This is a genomic window from Corynebacterium casei LMG S-19264, from assembly GCF_000550785.1.
GTDB classification, from domain to species: Bacteria; Actinomycetota; Actinomycetes; order Mycobacteriales; family Mycobacteriaceae; genus Corynebacterium; species Corynebacterium casei.
The window spans coordinates 2,886,713-2,905,814 of the sequence record NZ_CP004350.1 but is presented as its reverse complement, the minus strand read 5'-3'; the positions used below and the strand labels follow the sequence as shown (position 1 = coordinate 2,905,814).

The following is a 19,102-nucleotide window of genomic DNA, read 5'->3' as shown; positions in this document are numbered from 1 at the left end:
TGGGAAATTTCACCCGGGTGGGGCGTTTTCTATGTGGTGCGGGAAACAAAGATAGCGGGGCTTGTGTGTCAGTTTCCCCGGTTGGGTAGCACCGAGTAATCTTTGGAATCATGCATCATGCCCCATCCCGTACTTTGGTAGAGCGCCATTCCACATGGTGGGCTTTCGGCACAGCTCTCATTGTTGGTGTTGTGGCATTTATTGTGGGCTACCAGCGGCGCTGGATGTCTGACGATGGCCTGATCGTACTGCGTACCGTCCGCAACCTGCTTGCGGGCAACGGTCCAGTCTTTAATGTTGGCGAACGCGTCGAAGCGAATACTTCTACGTTGTGGCAGTACTTGATCACAGCTGGCCATGTGATTACCGGTCAAGAGCTATCCGTCGTGGCACTGTATGGCGCACTGGGATTGTCCGTGTTGGCAGTCATTGTTGGCTGCTGGGCCACCGCGCGGTTGTATAAACCAGCAACGGGGCCGCACGCCGCGCCAGTACATTGGTCGACCTGGACTGTCATTCCCGCAGGTGTGCTGGTCTATATCGCACTTCCACCAGCCCGTGATTTTTTCACCTCCGGCTTGGAGTGGGGTTTGTCCATCTTCTACCTCGCGGTGCTGTGGGCACTGCTGTTGTGGTGGGCGGGCCGCGCTGATGGCACGAAGAACCTGGATGTTTCAGCTTATGTCCTGGCCTTTTGGGCCGGGTTGAGTTGGCTGGTTCGCCCGGAGCTCGCGCTCTACGGCGGCTTCGCTGGCATCGCGTTGTTTATCGCGCACCGCCACTGGAAGAACTGGCTGCTCATCTTGGCCGTTGCACTGCCAATCCCAGGCGGCTACCAAATCTTCCGCATGGGCTACTACGGTCTGCTCACCCCGCACACTGCCGTGGCCAAGTCCGCGAGTGATTCACAGTGGGGCTCAGGCTTTAACTACCTGCAAGACTTCATCAGCCCTTACTGGCTGTGGCTGCCCATCTTGGTTCTGGCCATTGTTGGGTTCTTTGCCCTGGCACGTCCGCTTTCAACGGCAGGCCGCAGCCGGCATTCTCGGGCAGCGGCAGCAGGGGAAAGCACTGCGGACGGTTCTACCCCCAAGACCGGTTTGTTTAATAAACCGTGGATGAACCAGGCGTGGATGGAGCAGGCGCGTTCAGAAAAAGCCGCTGTGATTGTCATGGTTGGCTGCGCGTTGCTGCACTTTTTGTATGTGTTGCGCGTGGGCGGTGACTTCATGCATGGCCGCATGTTCTTGCTGCCACTATTTGCTGTGCTGCTGCCAGTATTCGTGCTGCCGTTGAACCTGTACGGAAGCATCATCATTGGTGCTGTTATTACCGGTGGTATTGCGCTGTGGTCATTGGTTATTGCCTATCGCGGTTTGCCTAATGACTGGTTAGGGTTTGATACCGGTGAGGTTATCGTGGATGAGCGTGAATTCTGGACTTATGCCACCAATCGTGAACAAGGCCATCCACCGTTGAATGAGACAGATTTTTATGGTTCGCCGTTCTTAGAAGGCTGGGATGAAGGCATTGCGGCGCTCGAATCAGGAGATGCCATGATGCTGCGCATTTTGACTGCGCGGGACCCGAATGAGTTTGACTGGTTGCCGTTGGAGCGCGATGAGAACCGGGACGGTGATCCAACGCTGTACCTGGTGAACATGGGTATGTCATCCATGAATGCACCATTGAATGTTCGTGTTCTGGACAATATTGGTTTGGCCACGCCGCTAGCCGCGCGCCAGCCACGCATTGAAGATGGCCGCGTCGGACATGACAAGAATCTGGACCGCATTTGGCAGGTTGCGGATTCTGCCGTGGACCTGAATGAGTTGCCAGAGTGGATTGATAAAGAGGACGCGGAAGCTGCACGCGCGGCGTTGCAGACGGAAGAATTCCAAAAACTTTTGGCCACTTACCGCGACCCGCTGACCGTGGGGCGTTTCTTTAGCAATATCGCATTTGCGCTTGGTGATGGCCGAACGCTGCAGCTATCGTCCGACCCATACGATTATCTTCCGCAGGATTGGTCTCAGCGGTAGTATCTGCCAGCGAATTTTCATAGACTATTAATCTCGCTTAAAGTGCGTTACGCTAGAAACATCGCTGTTATCATTTCGTGATGTTAACGCTTTGAGGTCTTTCGCCGATAGGTAATAAGTAGATAAAAATCGCGACCTGGACGTTGTGTAAAAATTTTAGGAGAAACATGAAGTTCCTTACTGCCACCAGCATGGGCTTGTATCGCCGTGCCATCGCCGTGGTGGCCGCGATCATAATGGTTGCATCTGTCGTCAGCGTCGCTGGCGCCCCAAAGGCAGAAGCTGCGAACCGTGACTGGCTGCGCCCTGACGCAACTGGTCACTGCACCTGGGACTCCGTCGGCTGGTGGGTTCAGCGCTGTGACGTATGGTCTGATTCCATGGGACGTACCATCCCAGTTCAGATCCAGCCCGCAAAGCGTGGCGGTAACGCAGGTTTGTACTTGCTCGACGGTCTGCGTGCAACCAACAAGACCAATGCTTGGGTCAATGACGTTAATGCAGCGCGTTTGTATGAGCCGCACAACATCACCCTCGTTATGCCAGTTGGTGGCGCAGCGTCTTTCTACGCTGACTGGAATGGCCCAGCAACCTATGACTTGGGTCAGTCCGTTAACTACCAGTGGGAAACCTTCCTTACTCAGGAGTTGAAGGGCTACGTCCAGCGTCAGTTCGGTGTCTCTCCGACCAACAATTCCATTGCTGGTTTGTCCATGGGCGGCACCGCGGCTATCACCTTGGCCGGTAAGCACAATGACCAGTTCCGTCAGGCACTGTCTTACTCCGGCTACTTGGCAACCTCCATGCCTGGTGCACAGACCCTGATGCGTCTGGCACTGCTGGATGCGGGTGGATTCAACTTGAACGCAATGTACGGTTCGATGATCAACCCACGCCGCTTTGAAAATGATCCTTTCAACCAGATCGGCAACCTGCGCAACACTGACGTCTATGTCTCCGCAGCATCTGGTATTCCGGGTCCTGCAGATGCAAATTATCCGTGGAATCTGGCAATTTCTGGCGCCATTCTAGAAGCGGTGGCAATGACCAGTACGCGCCTGTGGGACACCAAGGCTCGTGCCATGGGCGTTAATTTTGCCTCGGACTACCCAGCGACTGGCTTGCACAACTGGGCACAGTTTGGCGGGCAGCTGTCCAAGACTAAGGGTCGCGTCCTGGACGTTATGAACGCGTGGTAGAAACCGCGAAGACGGTTTCTACATAACCGGAAATTTTTAAATAGCCGCATCCCTGTCTCTCACTGCAGTGAACGTGAGAAGGCAGGGATGCTGTGGTTTTATTGCCTTGGTGGGGTGTGTCGCCCGCGGCAAAGTCTGAAGTTCAACTTAAACTTGAGCACATAACAGACAGCTCACAATACTTAAATATCGCAGCTGCCGGAGGAGGGGAACCTTCGGGAGATGTGAAGAGCATGATGTAGTGCCAGTACTGGTGCCACCTCGGTGGCACCTGCACTTTTGGCTATGTCATGACGCTTGATTCAAGTGTTGGACCTATTTGTCGTACGTGCGTTAGCCGTTGCCACACACACTTAATTGGGTGACGCATGTGTGCACATAAGTCCACTTTTCGTGCGAGAGAACATAACAAGTACACCTACACACCGACAACGAGGACATGTTCATGCGCTCCAAAGATTCCCGTTCCACCGTGCTCAAGCCAGGCGCCAAGAAGCGCCGGATGGCTCTGGTCGCACTCCCAACCGCAGCCGTGCTGGGCTTGTCGCTGATTCCATTTGCCGGCGCACAGTCCTCCCTGCCTGGCGGTTCCAGCCTGTCGGACTCCTTCGCGCCAGGCACCCCGCCACAGCGCGATCCCATCAACACTGAATACCCAGAAGTTGAGGGACTGCCTGAGGGCGTAGACATCAACCGCGTGGAATACCTCACCCCACGCCACCTGAAGGTCTACATCCAGTCCGCAGCAATGCCAGAGAAAGAGCAGGTCGTGCAGATCCTGCTGGCCCGTGACTGGTACTCCCAACCAGACAAGCAGTTCCCAGAGGTATGGGCACTGGACGGTCTGCGCGCGCGTGATGATGAATCTGGTTGGACCATTGAGACCAACATTGAGCAGTACTACGCCGATAAGAATGTGAACGTGATTATGCCTGTCGGTGGCGAATCCTCGTTCTACGCGGACTGGGAAAAGCCAGACAACGGCAAGCACTACAAGTGGGAAACCTTCCTAACCCAGGAGCTCGTCCCAATTTTGGACAATGAGTACCGTTCCAACAAGCAGCGCGCCCTGGTTGGTATCTCCATGGGCGGTACCGCCGCGATGAACCTGGCCGAGCGTCACCCTTACATGTTTGACTTCGTCGGTTCCTTCTCCGGCTACCTGGACACCACGTCTGCGGGCATGCCACAGGCAATTGCTGCGGCACAGACGGATGCCGGTGGATACACCGCAACCAACATGTGGGGCGAGTACGGTTCCCAGAACTGGTACAACCATGACCCGAAGCTGGGCATTGAAGAACTCAAGGACATGACCGTATACGTCTCCGCTGGCTCCGGCCAGGATGACTACGGCCAGCTGTCTTCCGTTGCGAAGGGCCCAGCTAATGCTGCTGGCGTTGGCCTGGAAGTTATCTCCCGCATGTCCACCGACACCTTCATCAAGCGTGCCAAGGACGCCAACGTAGATGTTGTTTCCAAGCTGCGCCCATCCGGCGTCCACAGCTGGGAATACTGGCAGTTTGAAATGACCCAGGCATGGCCATACATCGCTGATACCTTCGGCCTTGGTGAAGTAGACCGCGGATCTGATTGCCAGCCAGTCGGCGCGATTGCAGAAGCCACCGAATCCGGTGTCATCGGCAACTGCCTGAACGATGAATATGACGTCGAAGACGGCAAGGCACAGGACTTCGCCACCGGTACCGCCTACTGGTCGCCAGAGACCGGTGCGCGCGCACTGTTTGGCCGTATCAACGCTCGCTATGCTGAAATCGGCGGACCTTCCTCCTGGTTGGGCTTCCCAACCACCGGCGAGACCACCGCACCAGATGGCGTTGGCCGCTTCGTGCACTTTGAAAACGGCTCCATCTACTGGACCCCACAGACCGGCGCATTCGCTGTCACCAAGGCAATGATGAAGGCATGGGGCGCTAACGGCTACGAAAGCGGTGACCTGAAGTACCCATCCGGTCCTGTCACCAACGTTGAAGGCGGCGGCCAGTTCCAGAACTTCCAAAATGGTGTTCTGGTACAGACCAAGGACAAGAAGACCCAGATTGTGCACGGCGCTATCGGCAACAAGTACAAGGAAATGGGCGGCGCTAACTCCGAGGCCGGCATGCCACGTGGCGGCGAGAAGAAGATCAAGGGTGGGGCCTTCCAGGAATTTGAGAACGGCAACATCTACTGGTCCGCATCTACCGGCGCACACTTCATCCCTTATGGCGATATCTTCAGCCACTGGGGTCAGAACGGTTATGAGACCGGCAAGTACGGCTACCCAACCTCTGACCTGAATGAAATCCCAGCTGGTGGTCTTAGCCAGGACTTCGAAGGCGGCACCATCCGCCAAATCATGGGCATCGTGAGCTAAGGAGGCATACCGATGAAGCGAATCATGGCCGGTGCAGTAGCACTGATGGCAAGCCTAAGCCTTGCCGCCTGCGGTTCAGCCACGGTGGACTCTGATTCTGAGGTCTCCCCAGACGCCACCGTCGCACCTTTGGAGCGCGGTGACTCAGAAGGCGATTCTGACTCCGAAGACTCCAACAGCACGGAGGAGTCTTCAGAATCGTCTGCTCCTTCCACGTCGAAGAGGGCGGAAAAGGATGACGCGGAGGCATCGACAAGCAAAAGCGAACCTGCACCCGAAGACCGCGGCGCGCAAGAAGTAGACCAAGCCCCAACCCCCCAAGTAGCGGACTCTGATGCTGGCTACTTGGACGCGGTAGCGGGCGGCGGCGTCGACATCGCCGGCGTGGAAAACCAACTAGTTAGTGCTGGTAACACCGCCTGCAACCCGGATGATGAAGTCACGGTGGCTGCTGTGGCAGGACAGCTCATAGAGCAAGGTCGAACTGATAAAAGCATTGAGGAAGTTATCGCATTGATCAACGAACAGGCGCAGTCAGCTTACTGCTAGCTCAAACCTCACACGTTGACAGGTTCAAGGAGTACAACTTCCACCTATGAGAAAACCACTGACTATCATCGCCGTCATCATTGTTATTTTGGTGATCGGCGGCGGTGCGGCGCAGTACTTGATGCGCAACGACTCCGGCCCGCTCGGCGGACTGGGCGATGACAAATCGGACCAGACTGAAGCAACTGAAGCCGCGCCCGAAGTACCTTCGCAGCCCGAGTGGTGTCCTGCCTATGAGTTCATCTCTGCGCCGGGTACCTGGGAATCTGCTCCGGATGATGATCCGCTGAACCCGCAGGCAAACAGTCGTTCTTTCATGCTGTCTATAACTAATCCTTTGAAAGAAACGTTTACTGAGGACCAGGTTCGTGTGTGGACCTTGCCTTATACTGCGCAGTTCAAGAGCGTTCAGTCCCAGCAGGAAATGAGCTATGACGACTCCCGCAATGAGGGTCGCGCCAAGCTGGAAGCTGAGCTTCAGTGGCTGCACGGGGAGTGCCCGCAGACCCAGTTCATTCTGGCTGGTTTCTCCCAGGGTGCGGTGATTGTTGGTGATATCGCGGATGAGATCGGTGGCGGTACTGGCGTTATTCCGGCGGAATCAGTAGCGGGTGTGGTCGCAATTGCTGATGGTCGCCGCGAAAACGGTGTGGGCATCAACCCAGGTGTTGATCTGGGTGGCATTGGCGCGGAGATTGCTCTGCAGCCGGTCACTGGCCTGGTGCAGTTGGTAGTCCCGGGTGCTTCCATGCGCGGTGCGCGTCCGAATGATTTCGGTGCGTTGGCGGATCGGACTTATCAGATTTGTGCGCCATCGGATAGCATTTGCGACGCGCCGCATAACATCGGCAACGCCGCAGAAAGAGCATTAGAGCTTATCGATGCCAATGGTATCCACGCCATTTACGCGTCAAATGACAATGTGATCCCCGGAACCACCACTAATCAGTGGGTTGTTGGTTGGGCTTCTGACATTATTAATCAGGGCTAAGTTACTGTGAGGTAACGTTTTGGGTATCAAGGCTGATAATTTTAGAAGCGAAACTTAAAATTTCTTCAAAGGAGACTCCATGGATTTGCATGCCGCAATGCAGCAGTTCTACAACGACAAGGGCGAAATTACCTTAGCCCCACAGCTGTCCTTGGCTGGTTTGGCAGAGTTGCTGTACCAAGGCGACTTGCACACCGGTGGCGGTGACCGAAAGGCACTGCGCTTTTGGGATTACTCCAACTCCCGCGATGGTGAGCTGGTGGTGTACACCCGCCAGGAAATCAACACTCGCGTTAAGGCTGTCGCCGCGCGTTTGCAGCAGGTGGGCAAACTTAATGACCGCGTAGCTATCTTGGCTGGTAACTCCCCGGAGTACCTGTTCGGTTTCATTGGTGCGCTTTATGCCGGCATGGTTCCGGTTCCTCTTTATGATCCGAATGAGCCTGGCCACGCGGACCACCTGCGCGCGGTATTCGCGGACTGCCAGCCAAAGATTGTGCTGACCAACTCCGTGTCCGCGCAGGCAGTGCGCACGCACTTCTCTGAACTTCCTTCCCGTGAGCGTCCACGTATCTTGTCCGTGGATTCCTTGCCGGATTCTCTGGCGGAGTCTTATGTCACCCCGCAGTCCACGCTGGAAGGCCAGCAGTTGCTGGCAATGTCCACCGTGATGCCAATTGATCAGACTGCGTTCTTGCAGTACACCTCCGGTTCCACCCGCACACCAGCGGGCGTGGAGCTGACCAACCGTTCGATTTTGACCAACGTGCTGCAGATTTACTCCGCAGCCAAGTTGAAGATGCCGTTGCGTCTGGTTACCTGGTTGCCACTGCACCACGACATGGGCATTATCCTGTCCCTGTTCGTGGTCATCATGGGTCTGCCTTTTGAAATGATGGGTCCACGTGACTTCATCCAGCAGCCAAAGCGCTGGGTGGATCAGCTCAAGCGCAAAGACATTGATGAGAAGCTGGCTGCAACCTACACCGTTGTTCCTAACTTCGCATTGGAACTTGCTACCCGTTACGGCAAGCCAGCTGAGGGTGAAGAGCTGGATCTGTCCAACCTGGACGGCATCATCATCGGTTCTGAGCCAGTAACCCAGACCGCCGTGGAAAACTTCTACGAGGTATTCAAGAACAATGGTCTCGACCGCAAGGTTCTGCGTCCGTCCTACGGCCTGGCTGAGGCATCCCTGCTGGTGTCTACTCCGCAAAATGATGAGCGCCCAGTGTTCAACCACTTCGACCGTGAGGCACTGGCCGCCGGTGAAGCAAAGTCGGTTGAGGCATCTGAGAACTCTGTGCCATTCGCATCTAACGGCCAGGTTGTGACCGGTCAGTACCTGACCATCGTGGATCCGGAAACCCGCGCTGAGGTCGCTGACAGTGTCGTCGGTGAGCTGTGGGCACACGGTGAAAACATGGCAGTTGGTTACTTGGGCCGTGAGGATGAAACCAAGGCCACCTTCCGCAACACCCTAGGTGAGCGTCTGGCCGAAGGTAGCCGCGTTGAGGGCGCACCGGATGATGATAAGTGGATGGCAACCGGTGACTTGGGCACCATCATCGATGGCGAGCTCTACATCACCGGCCGCCTCAAGGACCTTATTGTCATTGCTGGCCGCAACCACTACCCACAGGATATTGAAGGCACCATCCAGGAAGCATCTGATCACGTGCGCCCGGACTCCATTGCTGCTTTCTCTGTGGAAGGTGACAACACCGAGCAGTTGATTGTTCTGATTGAGCGCGCCGACTCCGCCGATGAATCTGGTGATGAGGCCGCAACCGAGGCTGTTCGCACCGCGGTGAGCAAGAGCCACGGCATTGTTCCTGATGTCATCGAGTGGAAAGCGCCGCATGAAATCAACCGCACCTCCTCCGGCAAGATTGCCCGCCGCGTAGCGAAGAAGAACTACATGGCCTAGTCCTTGAGATAATGCAGATGCATAGCCCACCACTTCCGAGCATGCATCTGCGAAGGCACCAGCCTGAGGTAGGCAGTAGCCCGCGGGCTATGTCGCTGTATTGCTGTGTTGCTGAGTTTTCGCCCGGTTTTGTCTTAATTTAGGCTTGACCGGGCGTTGTGATTTCCAAAAATTACCCCCAATGATGTGTACTAGGGGTATGTAACGTTCAACCGGGTATACGGCGATATGACTATGTAACCGGTTTTCTGAGTGAATTAGTGAATTTGTAAATTAGTAAGGCATTAACCTTTATGACCGTTGAAGAACTCCAAGGCTGGATCCGAGCTTGGGTAGCCGATGTAACTGGCTTGCCAGAAGAAGAGATCGTAGATACCAAACCCCTGGAGAACTTTGGGCTCTCCTCACGTGACGCGGTGGTGTTGTCGGGTGAGTTAGAAAACCTCCTTGGTCAACAGCTTGACGCGACGGTGGCATATGAATACCCCACTATCGCGCTTTTAGCCGACCGCCTTATTAATGGCCCGAAAGAAACTCCTGCTGCGGCACAGTCCAAGCGCCTGCACGCCAAGAAGTCTTCGGGTACGGGCGCGCATGACATCGCGATTATTGGTGTCTCGGGGCGTTTCCCAGGCGCGAAGAACGTTGAAGAGTTCTGGAACATGCTCAATGAGGGCCGCGCCGGCACCGGTGAGCTGCCTATTGGCCGTTGGTCTGAGTACAGCTCTGATCAGGTGCTGCGCACGAAGATGGAAACTCAGAATCTTCGCGGCGGCTACTTTGAAGATATCTCGAACTTTGACCCAGAGTTCTTCGGTTTGTCCCCGCTGGAAGCTACCAACATGGATCCGCAGCAGCGCATCATGTTAGAAGTGGTGTGGGAAGCACTCGAAGACGCTGGTGTGCCAGCAAATGAGCTGCGTGGCACCGCAACTGGTGTCTACGTTGGCTCCACCAATAATGACTACGGCATGCTCATTGCCGCCGACCCGGCGGAAGCGCACCCTTATGCGTTGACTGGCTCTTCTTCGTCCATCATCCCAAACCGCGTGTCTTATGCTTTGGACCTGCGTGGTCCTTCCATCAACGTGGACACCGCATGCTCATCGTCTTTGGTTGCTATCCACCAGGCTGTGCGCGGTTTGCGCGAAGGCGATGCTGACGTTGCTTTGGCCGGCGGTATTAACGTGCAGGCTTCACCATTTATCACTACCTCTTTTGGTGAGCTTGGCGTGATTTCACCAACCGGCGGTATCCGCGCGTTTTCTGATGACGCGGATGGCTTTGTCCGTGCGGACGCCGCTGGCATGGTGGTTCTCAAGCGCCTGGAAGATGCAGAAGAAGATGGGGATAACATCCTCGGCGTGATCAAGGGTTCTGCTGTGAACTCTGACGGTCACTCCAATGGTTTGACCGCTCCAAACCCTGATGCACAGGTTGACGTTCTGGAACGCGCATACATTGATGCTGAAGTTGACCCACAATCCGTGGACTATGTGGAAGCACACGGCACCGGCACCATTCTGGGTGACCCAATTGAGGCCACCGCGCTGGGCAAGATTGTCGGCGCTGGCCGTGAAGCCGCCAACCCAGTCTTGCTGGGTTCGGCGAAGTCCAACATTGGCCACTCCGAATCCGCGGCCGGTATCGTGGGCCTGATCAAGGTCATCGAGGGCATGCGCCACGGCATTATCCCGCCATCCATCCATTTCACCGAGCCAAACCGCTACATCGATTTCGATGCTGAGCACCTTGAGGTCGTAGAAGATCCACGCGAGTGGCCGGAGTACTCCGGTTCCAAGGTTGCGGGTATCTCGGGCTTCGGCTTCGGCGGCACCAACGCCCACGTCGTGGTTGCTGAATACACCGGCAAGCAGACTCCAGCCGAGCCACAGTTGGCGGTAGACACCTGCGAGGTTCCAGCCAAGGAGGAAGGAGAAGAACCAAGCATCGTTGATGCCACCGTTGCTTTGCCGGTATCTGGTTTGCTGCCATCGCGTCGTCGCACGGCAGCGGCAAATTTGGCTGATTACATTGAAAATGAGAAACTCGATCACGCTGGCATGCTGGAATTGGCGCGCTCTTTGGCCAGCCGCAACCACGGTCGCACCCGCGCGGTTGTCACGGCGAATAACGCAGCAGACGCTGTTAAGCGCCTGCGCCAGGTCGCGGACGGCAAGGTTTCTTTGGGCATTGCTGCGGCAGATTCCCCAGCAACCCGCGGTCCGGTCTTTGTGTACTCGGGCTTTGGTTCCCAGCACCGCAAGATGGCCAAGGACCTCATGGCGGTATCGCCGATGTTCGCGCAGCGCCTGGAAGAGCTCAATGAGACCATTGACTTTGAGGCCGGCTGGTCGTTGCTTGAGCTTATCGATGATGACGCGCAGACCTACAACACCGAAACCGCCCAGGTAGCAATCACCGCTATTCAGATTGCCCTGACTGACCTGTTGGCCCACTTCGGTGTGCGCCCAGCTGGTGTCATGGGTATGTCCATGGGTGAAATTGCTGCGGCATATGCTGCTGGCGGTTTGAATGACAAGGATGCGCTGCTCATTGCCAGCCACCGTGCACGTCTGATGGGTGAGGGCGAAGCTTCCTTGACTCCAGAAAACCAGGGCGCGATGGCAGTGGTGGAAATGACCGCCACTGAAATTGACGCACTCGATAGCGATGTCGAGCCAGCTGTTTACGCAGGCCCTGGCATGACCACAGTCGGTGGACCACGCCAGCAAGTTCTTGACTTGGTGGAAAAGCTGGAAGATGAGGGCAAGTTTGCCCGCGCCATGAACGTGAAGGGCGCGGGCCACACCTCTGCTGTGGAACCATTCTTGGGTGAGCTCGCCGCGGAAATCGCAGGCATTGAGCCACACCCAATCCACACCACGGTGTTTAGCTCCGTTGACCGCGCAACCGTCTACCAGCCGGGTGCCACCATTCACACGGATGAGTACTGGATTCGCATGACCCGCCAGGCCGTGTACTTCCAGGACGCCACCGAGCAGGCTTTGGCGGCCGGCCACAACCAGCTGGTGGAAATCTCACCGAACCCGGTCGCGCTGATGGGCATGATGAACACAGCCTTTGGCGTGGGCAAGGCTGATGCGCAGCTGCTGATTTCGCTCAAGCGCAAGGTGGATCCTTCCGAGTCCCTCCTGGACCTGTTGGCCAAGCTGTACGTCACCGGCACCCCGGTGAACTTCCGCAATGTCTTTGGTGCAAGCACGGCCAAGACGACGGTCAAGGCGCCGTTTACGCAGTTTAAGAAGCAGCGTTACTGGACCTCCGCGCGTCCATCGTCCGGTGTTTCTGGTCTGCCAGGTACCCGCGTTAATCTGCCAGACGGCAAGATTGCGTTTGCAACCAACGCTGACCAGGCGCCTTCGGCACTGGCAATTCTGGAATCCGCTGCGGAGACAGTCAACGCGGGCGCGCAGGTCGTCGCCAGCGAAGAGCATGCCGTCTTGCCAGCAGAAGGTGAAGTCACCACCGTTGTGGATCGCAACCTGGGCGGGTTGTCCATCGCGGTCTACACCGTCGTCGGTGGGCTAACCCAGCTGGTAGCTGAAGGCTTCGCTTCCACGTTGAACCTTGGTGGTGCACCGGCACCACTGCAGGGTGTCAGCGCGTTGCAGGACAATGAAGATCTGCCTTCGGACTTTGCAAATTCTGATATTGAAGCCGTGCGCTGGGATCCGGCAACGGAATCCGTTGAAGACCGCCTGGCCACCATCGTGTCTGAGTCCATGGGCTATGACGTCACTGACCTGCCGCGTGAGCTCCCATTGATTGACTTGGGCCTGGATTCCCTGATGGGCATGCGTATCAAGAACCGCGTGGAAAATGACTTCCAGATTCCACAGTTGCAGGTTCAAGCCTTGCGGGACGCATCGCTTGCCGATGTCATCGTGATGGTTGAAGAAGCCGTCGCCCAAGGTGATTCCGTTACCGCTTCCACCACGGCGCAGGACGTAGCCGCTGAGGAAGAAACCTCTTCGGAGACGGGTGCAGGCTTGGAAGAAGCAGCTGAAGCCATGAGCGAAGTCGACATGGTCGACTTCGCCGGGGGCCAGATGGAAGAAAAACCAGCCACCTCCAACGCATCTGGGGTGGGCGTTGCCCCACGTGATGCATCGGAGCGCATGGTCTTTGCCACCTGGGCAACCTCTACCGGCGCAGCTGCCGGTGGTGTGACCAGTGAGTTGCCATCGATCACTGATGAGCAGGCGGAAAAGATTGCGGAGCGTCTCACCGAGCGTGCCGGCGTGGAGATTTCCACCCAGCAGGTGAAGGACGCGGAGACACTCGAGCCATTGTCTGACCTGGTGCGTGAAGGGCTTGAAACTGAGGTTGAGGGCAACATTCGCGTGCTGCGCGAAGCTGATGGTCCTGCTGTCTTCATGTTCCACCCAGCCGGTGGCACCACCGTGGTCTACCAGCCACTGATGCGCCGTCTCGGCGCTGATGTCGCGGTCTACGGTGTGGAGCGCCTCGAAGGCACTTTGGAAGAGCGCGCTGCAGCGTACCTAGATGACATCGTGAAGTACGCGCGTGGCCGCAAGGTCATCCTCGGCGGCTGGTCCTTCGGCGGCGCACTCGCATTCGAGGTCGCCCTGCAGTTGGAGAAGAAGCACCCAGAAGTAGAGGTCGCGTACATCGCGTTGCTCGATACCACGCAGCCTTCGGATCCAGCACCGGATACTTTGGAAGAAACCAAGGCCCGTTGGGAGCGTTACGCCGCGTTTGCGAAGAAGACTTACGGCCTGGAATTCCCAGTACCGTATGAGCTTCTGGAATCCGCTGGTGAAGCAGCCGTGATGCAGATGCTGGAGCAGCTGCTGGCAACCACCGATGCTTCCGAGCACGGTTTGGCAGCGGGCGTTCTTGAGCACCAGCGCGCATCCTTTGTGGATAACCAGATTCTGTCCAGCATTGACTTCATCCGCTGGGTCGAAGTATCCGCACCGGTTCTGCTGTTCCGTTCCGAGCGCATGCATGATGGTGCCATCGAGCTGGAGCCTCGTTATGAGCACATTGACCCTGACGGTGGTTGGGGCGCTATCGTAGAAGACTTGAAGATTGTGCAGCTGCCAGGTGACCACCTCGCAGTCCCAGATGAGCCAGTTATTGGCATCGTGGCAAAACACATGGATAGCTGGATTGAGGAGAAGATTCGTGGCAACGGCAGCGAATAAGCCGACTACCACTGCGGAAAAGATTGCTGACCTGTCAGCCCGCCTCGAGCAGGCGCAGGATCCCGGCAGCGAGCGCTCCCGCAAGCGCCGCGATGACGCTGGTCATTCCACACCGCGCCAGCGCATCAACGCGCTGCTAGATGAGGGCTCCTTCGTAGAGGTCGGTGCCTTGGGCAAGACCCCGAATGACCCGGACGCTATCTACTCCGATGGTGTTGTCACCGGCTACGGCCGCATCTCCGGCCGCCCGGTGTGTATCTACGCGCATGATAAGACCGTCTACGGTGGTTCCGTCGGTGTGACTTTCGGCCAGAAGGTCTGCCAGGTCATGGACATGGCCATCAAGATTGGTTGCCCCGTCATCGGTATCCAGGACTCGGGCGGCGCCCGTATCCAGGACGCGGTGACATCGTTGGCCATGTACTCTGAGATTTCTCGCCGCCAGCTGCCACTATCGGGCCGCTCCCCACAGATTTCTATCATGTTGGGCAAGTCCGCCGGTGGCGCGGTCTATGCTCCAGTAACCACCGACTTCGTGGTTGCCGTTGATGGCCAGGCTGAAATGTATGTCACCGGCCCCAAGGTTATCCGTGAGGTCACCGGTGAGGACATTTCTTCCGCTGAGCTCGGTGGCGCACGCCAGCAGGAGCTTAACGGTAACGTCTCTGCCGTCCTGGATTCTGAGGATGAGGCTTTCGATTTCGTGCGTGACCTTCTGGATCACTTGCCGTCGACGTGCTTTGATCCTTCACCTGAGTTCACCGCGCCGAGCGATGATGAACTGCGTGAAGACATCGAGCTAGATACCTTCATGCCGGATGACACCAACGCCGGTTATGACATGATTGAGCTGCTTGAGCAGCTTGGTGATGATGATGAGCTGATCGAAATCCAGCCGAACTTTGCACCGAACATGGTCACGGCCTTTGGACGTATCGACGGCAAGACCGTTGGTTTCGTAGCGAATAACCCGATGCACCTGGCGGGCTGTATTGACGCAGATGCTGCCGATAAGGGCGCGCGCTTCATTCAGATTTGTGATGCCTACAATGTCCCGCTGGTCTACGTCGTAGATACTCCTGGCTACATGCCAGGTGTCGATCAGGAGAAGGTCGGTCTGATTCACCGCGGCGCGAAGTTTGCTTTCGCCAGCGTGCAGGCAACCGTGCCGAAGGTTTCGCTCATCGTGCGTAAGGCCTTCGGTGGCGCATATGCGGTGATGGGTTCTAAGAACTTGTCCGGTGACATCAACCTGGCGTGGCCAACTGCGCAGATCGCCGTGATGGGCTCTGCTGCAGCTGTTGTCATGATTGCCGGCAAGCAGCTGGAAGCTGCGGAAACCCCAGCACAGCGTGAGATGACCAAGAAGATGTTCATGGACTTCTACGATGAGAACATGACCTCTCCTTATGTCGCCGCTGAGCGTGGCTTCCTGGATGTTATGGTCCGCCCACGCGAGTCCCGTCTGGCTTTGCGTCAGGCGCTTCGCCAGCTGGCAACCAAAGACGTTTCTGATCTGCCAAAGAAACATCCAATCGCCCCAATGTAGCTGCGATGTAACATAAGCTTATTCCCGGGACGATATGTAAAAGTAGAATCACCGTAAATTATTAAGGAGTATCGCTCATGCTATCGAGTGCTGTAGATATCGCCGGCGAACTGATCAGCTACTTGGTCATGTTCCTCAACGGTATTGCTGCTCAGTTCATGTAAGAACGGCGCAATAATGCGGGCCCCGTGGTATTCCACGGAGCCCGCATTTCTAGTTCAGACAGGGGTGCGTCGATGATTCTTCTACTTGATAATCATGACTCTTATACTTTCAATCTTTACCAGCTCATTGCCGAAGTAGCGGGGCAGTCTCCTTTGGTGGTTCGTGCCGAACACGCCGAGGGCGAAAGCTTGCCGCAGCGAGTAAGCGCTGGCGAATTCAGCCATGTGGTGATTTCCCCTGGGCCGGGAACCCCTGAAGATCCGCAGGACTTTGACGCCGCGCGCGAAGTCATCGAAGCCGCAAGCGATATCCCGGTGCTTGGCATCTGCCTTGGACACCAGGGACTAGCTCTCATTAATGGCTCCGCTATCCATAGAGCGCCTGAGCCGAAACACGGATTCATCAGCACTATCCACCACACTGGAACCGAACTATTCGCCACTATCCCGCAAGATTTCAAGGTGGTGCGCTACCACTCACTGTGCGTGGACGATATTGATACAACGCGCGTCCAGCCGCAGGCGTGGTCCGAAGACGGCGTGGTCATGGCGTTGAAAGTGCTGGATCAGCCACACTGGGGCGTGCAATTTCACCCGGAATCCATCCTGACTGAGCACGGGCGAACCTTGGTGGAAAACTTCCTGGGGCAAAAGCCCACAACAGAAATCCCGAAGGAAAGCGCTCCGGTAGTCCCAGGCCCTAAATCTGTGCCTGAGAAGTGGAAGCTTGAACATCGCGCGATCACCATGGCGATTGACTGCGAGGCAACTTTTGCCAGGCTAAAAGCTCACGCACAAGATGCATTCTGGCTCGACTCCGCAACCGCAGACTTAGGCGCGGATACGGAGTCAGGACGATATTCAATCCTTGGGACTAATGCAGGTTCCAAGGCTGCATCGATTCGCTATGACATCAGCACTGGGATGGTTCAAGTTGCCCGCGGCGATGAGACCTTCAGTGCTGAGACTGATATCTTGTCCTATCTTCGGGAACTACTAGCTGAGTCCGTGGCGACCCATGACCTGCCAGCCCTTCCGTTTCTTGGCGGCTATGTCGGATTTCTAGGCTTTGAGTGCAAAGCCCTCACGGTTGGGCCAGGGCTACACAGTGCAGTTACTCCCGATGCCTATTGGGTGTTTCCGCAGGCTTTTGTGGTCTTTGATCATCGGCAGGCAATTGCACATCTATGCGTTGTCTATGACGCGATCGAGGGCCCAACGGCTGAGACCGCCCAGCTGATGGAATGGCTCGAAGAATCATTAGAAGACACCCCGCTACCTAGTTCTACGAAGCTCGCTGCGCACACAGCCTCTGAGCTCGACGGGCAATGGCGTCTGTCGGCAGACGAATACGTGGAACGAATCGGCGAAGTAGATAAAGCGCTGCGCCGTGGCGACAGCTACGAAGTCTGCTTGACCGATACCTATGAAACCTCGGCCGCAGTTGATGGTTGGGACTTGTACCGGCAGCTGCGGCGAAACAATCCTGCACCTTACGCGGCCTACCTCAAGCTCGGCGCCTTTGGCGACGAGTTGGAGGTTCTATCATCTTCACCGGAGCGCTTCCTCAAAGTTGAACAAGACGGCACCGTCTCGAGCAAGCCGATTAAGGGAACGATTGCGCGCGCAGAAGACCCTGATGAGGACCGCCGACGCAGCTACTACCTGCAAACAGATCCAAAGACGCGCGCCGAAAATTTGATGATCGTGGACCTGCTGCGCAATGACCTGGGCCGTGTCTGCGAAGTCGGCTCTGTGGAGGTTCCGGTGCTCATGGGAGTGGAGTCTTTCCGGACTGTCCATCAGCTGGTCAGCACCGTCATGGGCAAACTAAGGGCCGATGCAGATCTTATCGATCTGCTTGAAGCCACCTTCCCGGGTGGTTCCATGACTGGCGCGCCCAAAGAACGCACGCTGAGCATCATTGATTCTTTAGAAGCCGGACCGCGCGGAGTATATTCGGGCACCATCGGATACATGGGACTCGACGGCACGGCGGACTTAAATATTGTTATCCGCACCATCGTCAAAGCTGGCGACAACCTCAGCGTCGGCGCTGGTGGAGCTATAGTTCTCGATTCTGTCGCTGTGGAAGAAAATGCCGAGAAAGAACTCAAAGCAGCAGCACTTTTGCGCTCTATCGCTCAAGTCTGGGGCGCAAACGTCCCCGATAGGGAGACAATCTAATGGCCCCACTGATATGGAAAGACGGCGCGTTCCGCTCCCTGCCTGTCCCGGGGGATTACCGATTGCTGGTGATCGACTCCTGGCGTCATCGCCACGGAAAGTCTTTCGGCCTCGGGCAACATGCTGCCCGATTCAATACGTCAGTTGCCGCAGTAGGTGCCGCCTTTTCAGAACAACAGGGGCGCGCAGTCTGGCAGTGGATAAATGCTCATCTATCAAACCCCGACAACCGTAGCCTCGAGTTGTTTCCCCGGATATCGCTCCTCGATTTTCACGACGGAACTACGTGTATTGGCTTCGAAGTCCGCCCCGCACCCGAAGTTCGCGAAACTACTACTTTGGCCTATCGCGCAGGCAATGACCGTCGGGTAGCTCCTCTGCTCAAAGGCCCGGACCTAGCATTATTCGCTGAGCTCAAAGCCGGTGTTGAGACCGCAGTTGATGACCTCATTATCAGTGACACCGACGGCGCTTGTCTAGAAACAACCACGGGCGCATTGGCCTTGTGGAAGGACAATGTCCTCGTCCTATCCGACCGGCTGGATAAGCAACTACCCAGCGTGACCTTGTATCAAGTCTTCCAACGTGCCCGCGAGACCGGACAGAAGATAGAATTTGCGTCCATCTTCCCGGACGACCTCGCTGCCGGACCAGTGTGGTTTCTCAATGCTCTTCACGGCATCAGCCCAGTGACCCAGATTCACGTAGTGGACGAGGTCTTAGCCCCACCTCGGCATCCCCGGGAGAGCGAATGGGGCAGCTGGTGGTGGTCACAATTTGGCGCTCACGCAGACGACCATGCACACCCCGGCTTATCGGCGTTTGCTTGAATTAATGCACGTGCTCAGTGCACCTATATGTCTGCGAGAGAGCATCGTGACTGAGGGCGTTCTTGGACAGTCTGCGGTGTTAACCGTAT

General features: G+C 56.5%; 10 protein-coding genes. All 10 read left to right on the top strand.

The annotated features are described in order from the left end of the window. Window positions 1-110: 110 nt before the first annotated feature. The 10 genes from zomB to CCASEI_RS13140 all read left to right on the top strand — a co-directional run bounded on the left by zomB (window position 111) and on the right by CCASEI_RS13140 (window position 19,013). The gene (zomB, locus tag CCASEI_RS13185) at window positions 111-2,042 is read left to right on the top strand and encodes a flagellar motor control protein ZomB (RefSeq protein ID WP_025388246.1); all 1,932 of its coding nucleotides are present in this window, start codon (window positions 111-113) and stop codon (window positions 2,040-2,042) included. Between the two features lie 167 nt (window positions 2,043-2,209). After that, entirely contained in the window at window positions 2,210-3,241 is a 1,032-nt protein-coding gene (locus CCASEI_RS13180) for an alpha/beta hydrolase (protein ID WP_025388245.1), read from the top strand. Between the two features lie 445 nt (window positions 3,242-3,686). After that, on the top strand, window positions 3,687-5,618 hold the full coding sequence (locus CCASEI_RS13175; protein ID WP_006822542.1) for an alpha/beta hydrolase-fold protein: 1,932 nt from the start codon (window positions 3,687-3,689) through the stop codon (window positions 5,616-5,618). A gap of 12 nt (window positions 5,619-5,630) precedes the next feature. Beyond that, window positions 5,631-6,167, top strand: a complete 537-nt coding sequence (locus CCASEI_RS13170) for a hypothetical protein (protein ID WP_025388244.1) — start codon at window positions 5,631-5,633, stop codon at window positions 6,165-6,167. Window positions 6,168-6,213: 46 nt separating this feature from the next. Further along, window positions 6,214-7,158, top strand: a complete 945-nt coding sequence (locus CCASEI_RS13165) for a cutinase family protein (RefSeq protein WP_025388243.1) — start codon at window positions 6,214-6,216, stop codon at window positions 7,156-7,158. Window positions 7,159-7,237: 79 nt separating this feature from the next. Continuing rightward, window positions 7,238-9,088: a FadD32-like long-chain-fatty-acid--AMP ligase gene (locus CCASEI_RS13160; protein WP_025388242.1), complete on the top strand. Its 1,851-nt coding sequence runs from the start codon at window positions 7,238-7,240 to the stop codon at window positions 9,086-9,088. 293 nt (window positions 9,089-9,381) lie between these two features. After that, the gene (pks13, locus tag CCASEI_RS13155; protein WP_025388241.1) at window positions 9,382-14,283 is read left to right on the top strand and encodes a polyketide synthase Pks13; all 4,902 of its coding nucleotides are present in this window, start codon (window positions 9,382-9,384) and stop codon (window positions 14,281-14,283) included. Beyond that, window positions 14,264-15,832: an acyl-CoA carboxylase subunit beta gene (locus CCASEI_RS13150; protein ID WP_025388240.1), complete on the top strand. Its 1,569-nt coding sequence runs from the start codon at window positions 14,264-14,266 to the stop codon at window positions 15,830-15,832. The genes pks13 and CCASEI_RS13150 overlap by 20 nt, the downstream gene beginning before the upstream one ends. 236 nt (window positions 15,833-16,068) lie before the next feature. Then, a complete protein-coding gene (pabB, locus tag CCASEI_RS13145; RefSeq protein ID WP_025388239.1) occupies window positions 16,069-18,183 on the top strand; it encodes an aminodeoxychorismate synthase component I in 2,115 nt (704 codons plus the stop codon). After that, on the top strand, window positions 18,183-19,013 hold the full coding sequence (locus CCASEI_RS13140) for an aminotransferase class IV (protein ID WP_025388238.1): 831 nt from the start codon (window positions 18,183-18,185) through the stop codon (window positions 19,011-19,013). The genes pabB and CCASEI_RS13140 overlap by 1 nt, the downstream gene beginning before the upstream one ends. Window positions 19,014-19,102: the final 89 nt, after the last annotated feature.

Coding starts and splice junctions, on each gene's coding strand:
- CCASEI_RS13175 (WP_006822542.1), top strand. CDS start 3,687: ATGCGCTCCAAAGATTCCCGTTCCACCGTGCTCAAGCCAGGCGCCAAG.
- CCASEI_RS13160 (WP_025388242.1), top strand. CDS start 7,238: ATGGATTTGCATGCCGCAATGCAGCAGTTCTACAACGACAAGGGCGAA.
- zomB (WP_025388246.1), top strand. CDS start 111: ATGCATCATGCCCCATCCCGTACTTTGGTAGAGCGCCATTCCACATGG.
- CCASEI_RS13180 (WP_025388245.1), top strand. CDS start 2,210: ATGAAGTTCCTTACTGCCACCAGCATGGGCTTGTATCGCCGTGCCATC.
- pabB (WP_025388239.1), top strand. CDS start 16,069: ATGATTCTTCTACTTGATAATCATGACTCTTATACTTTCAATCTTTAC.
- CCASEI_RS13170 (WP_025388244.1), top strand. CDS start 5,631: ATGAAGCGAATCATGGCCGGTGCAGTAGCACTGATGGCAAGCCTAAGC.
- pks13 (WP_025388241.1), top strand. CDS start 9,382: ATGACCGTTGAAGAACTCCAAGGCTGGATCCGAGCTTGGGTAGCCGAT.
- CCASEI_RS13165 (WP_025388243.1), top strand. CDS start 6,214: ATGAGAAAACCACTGACTATCATCGCCGTCATCATTGTTATTTTGGTG.
- CCASEI_RS13140 (WP_025388238.1), top strand. CDS start 18,183: ATGGCCCCACTGATATGGAAAGACGGCGCGTTCCGCTCCCTGCCTGTC.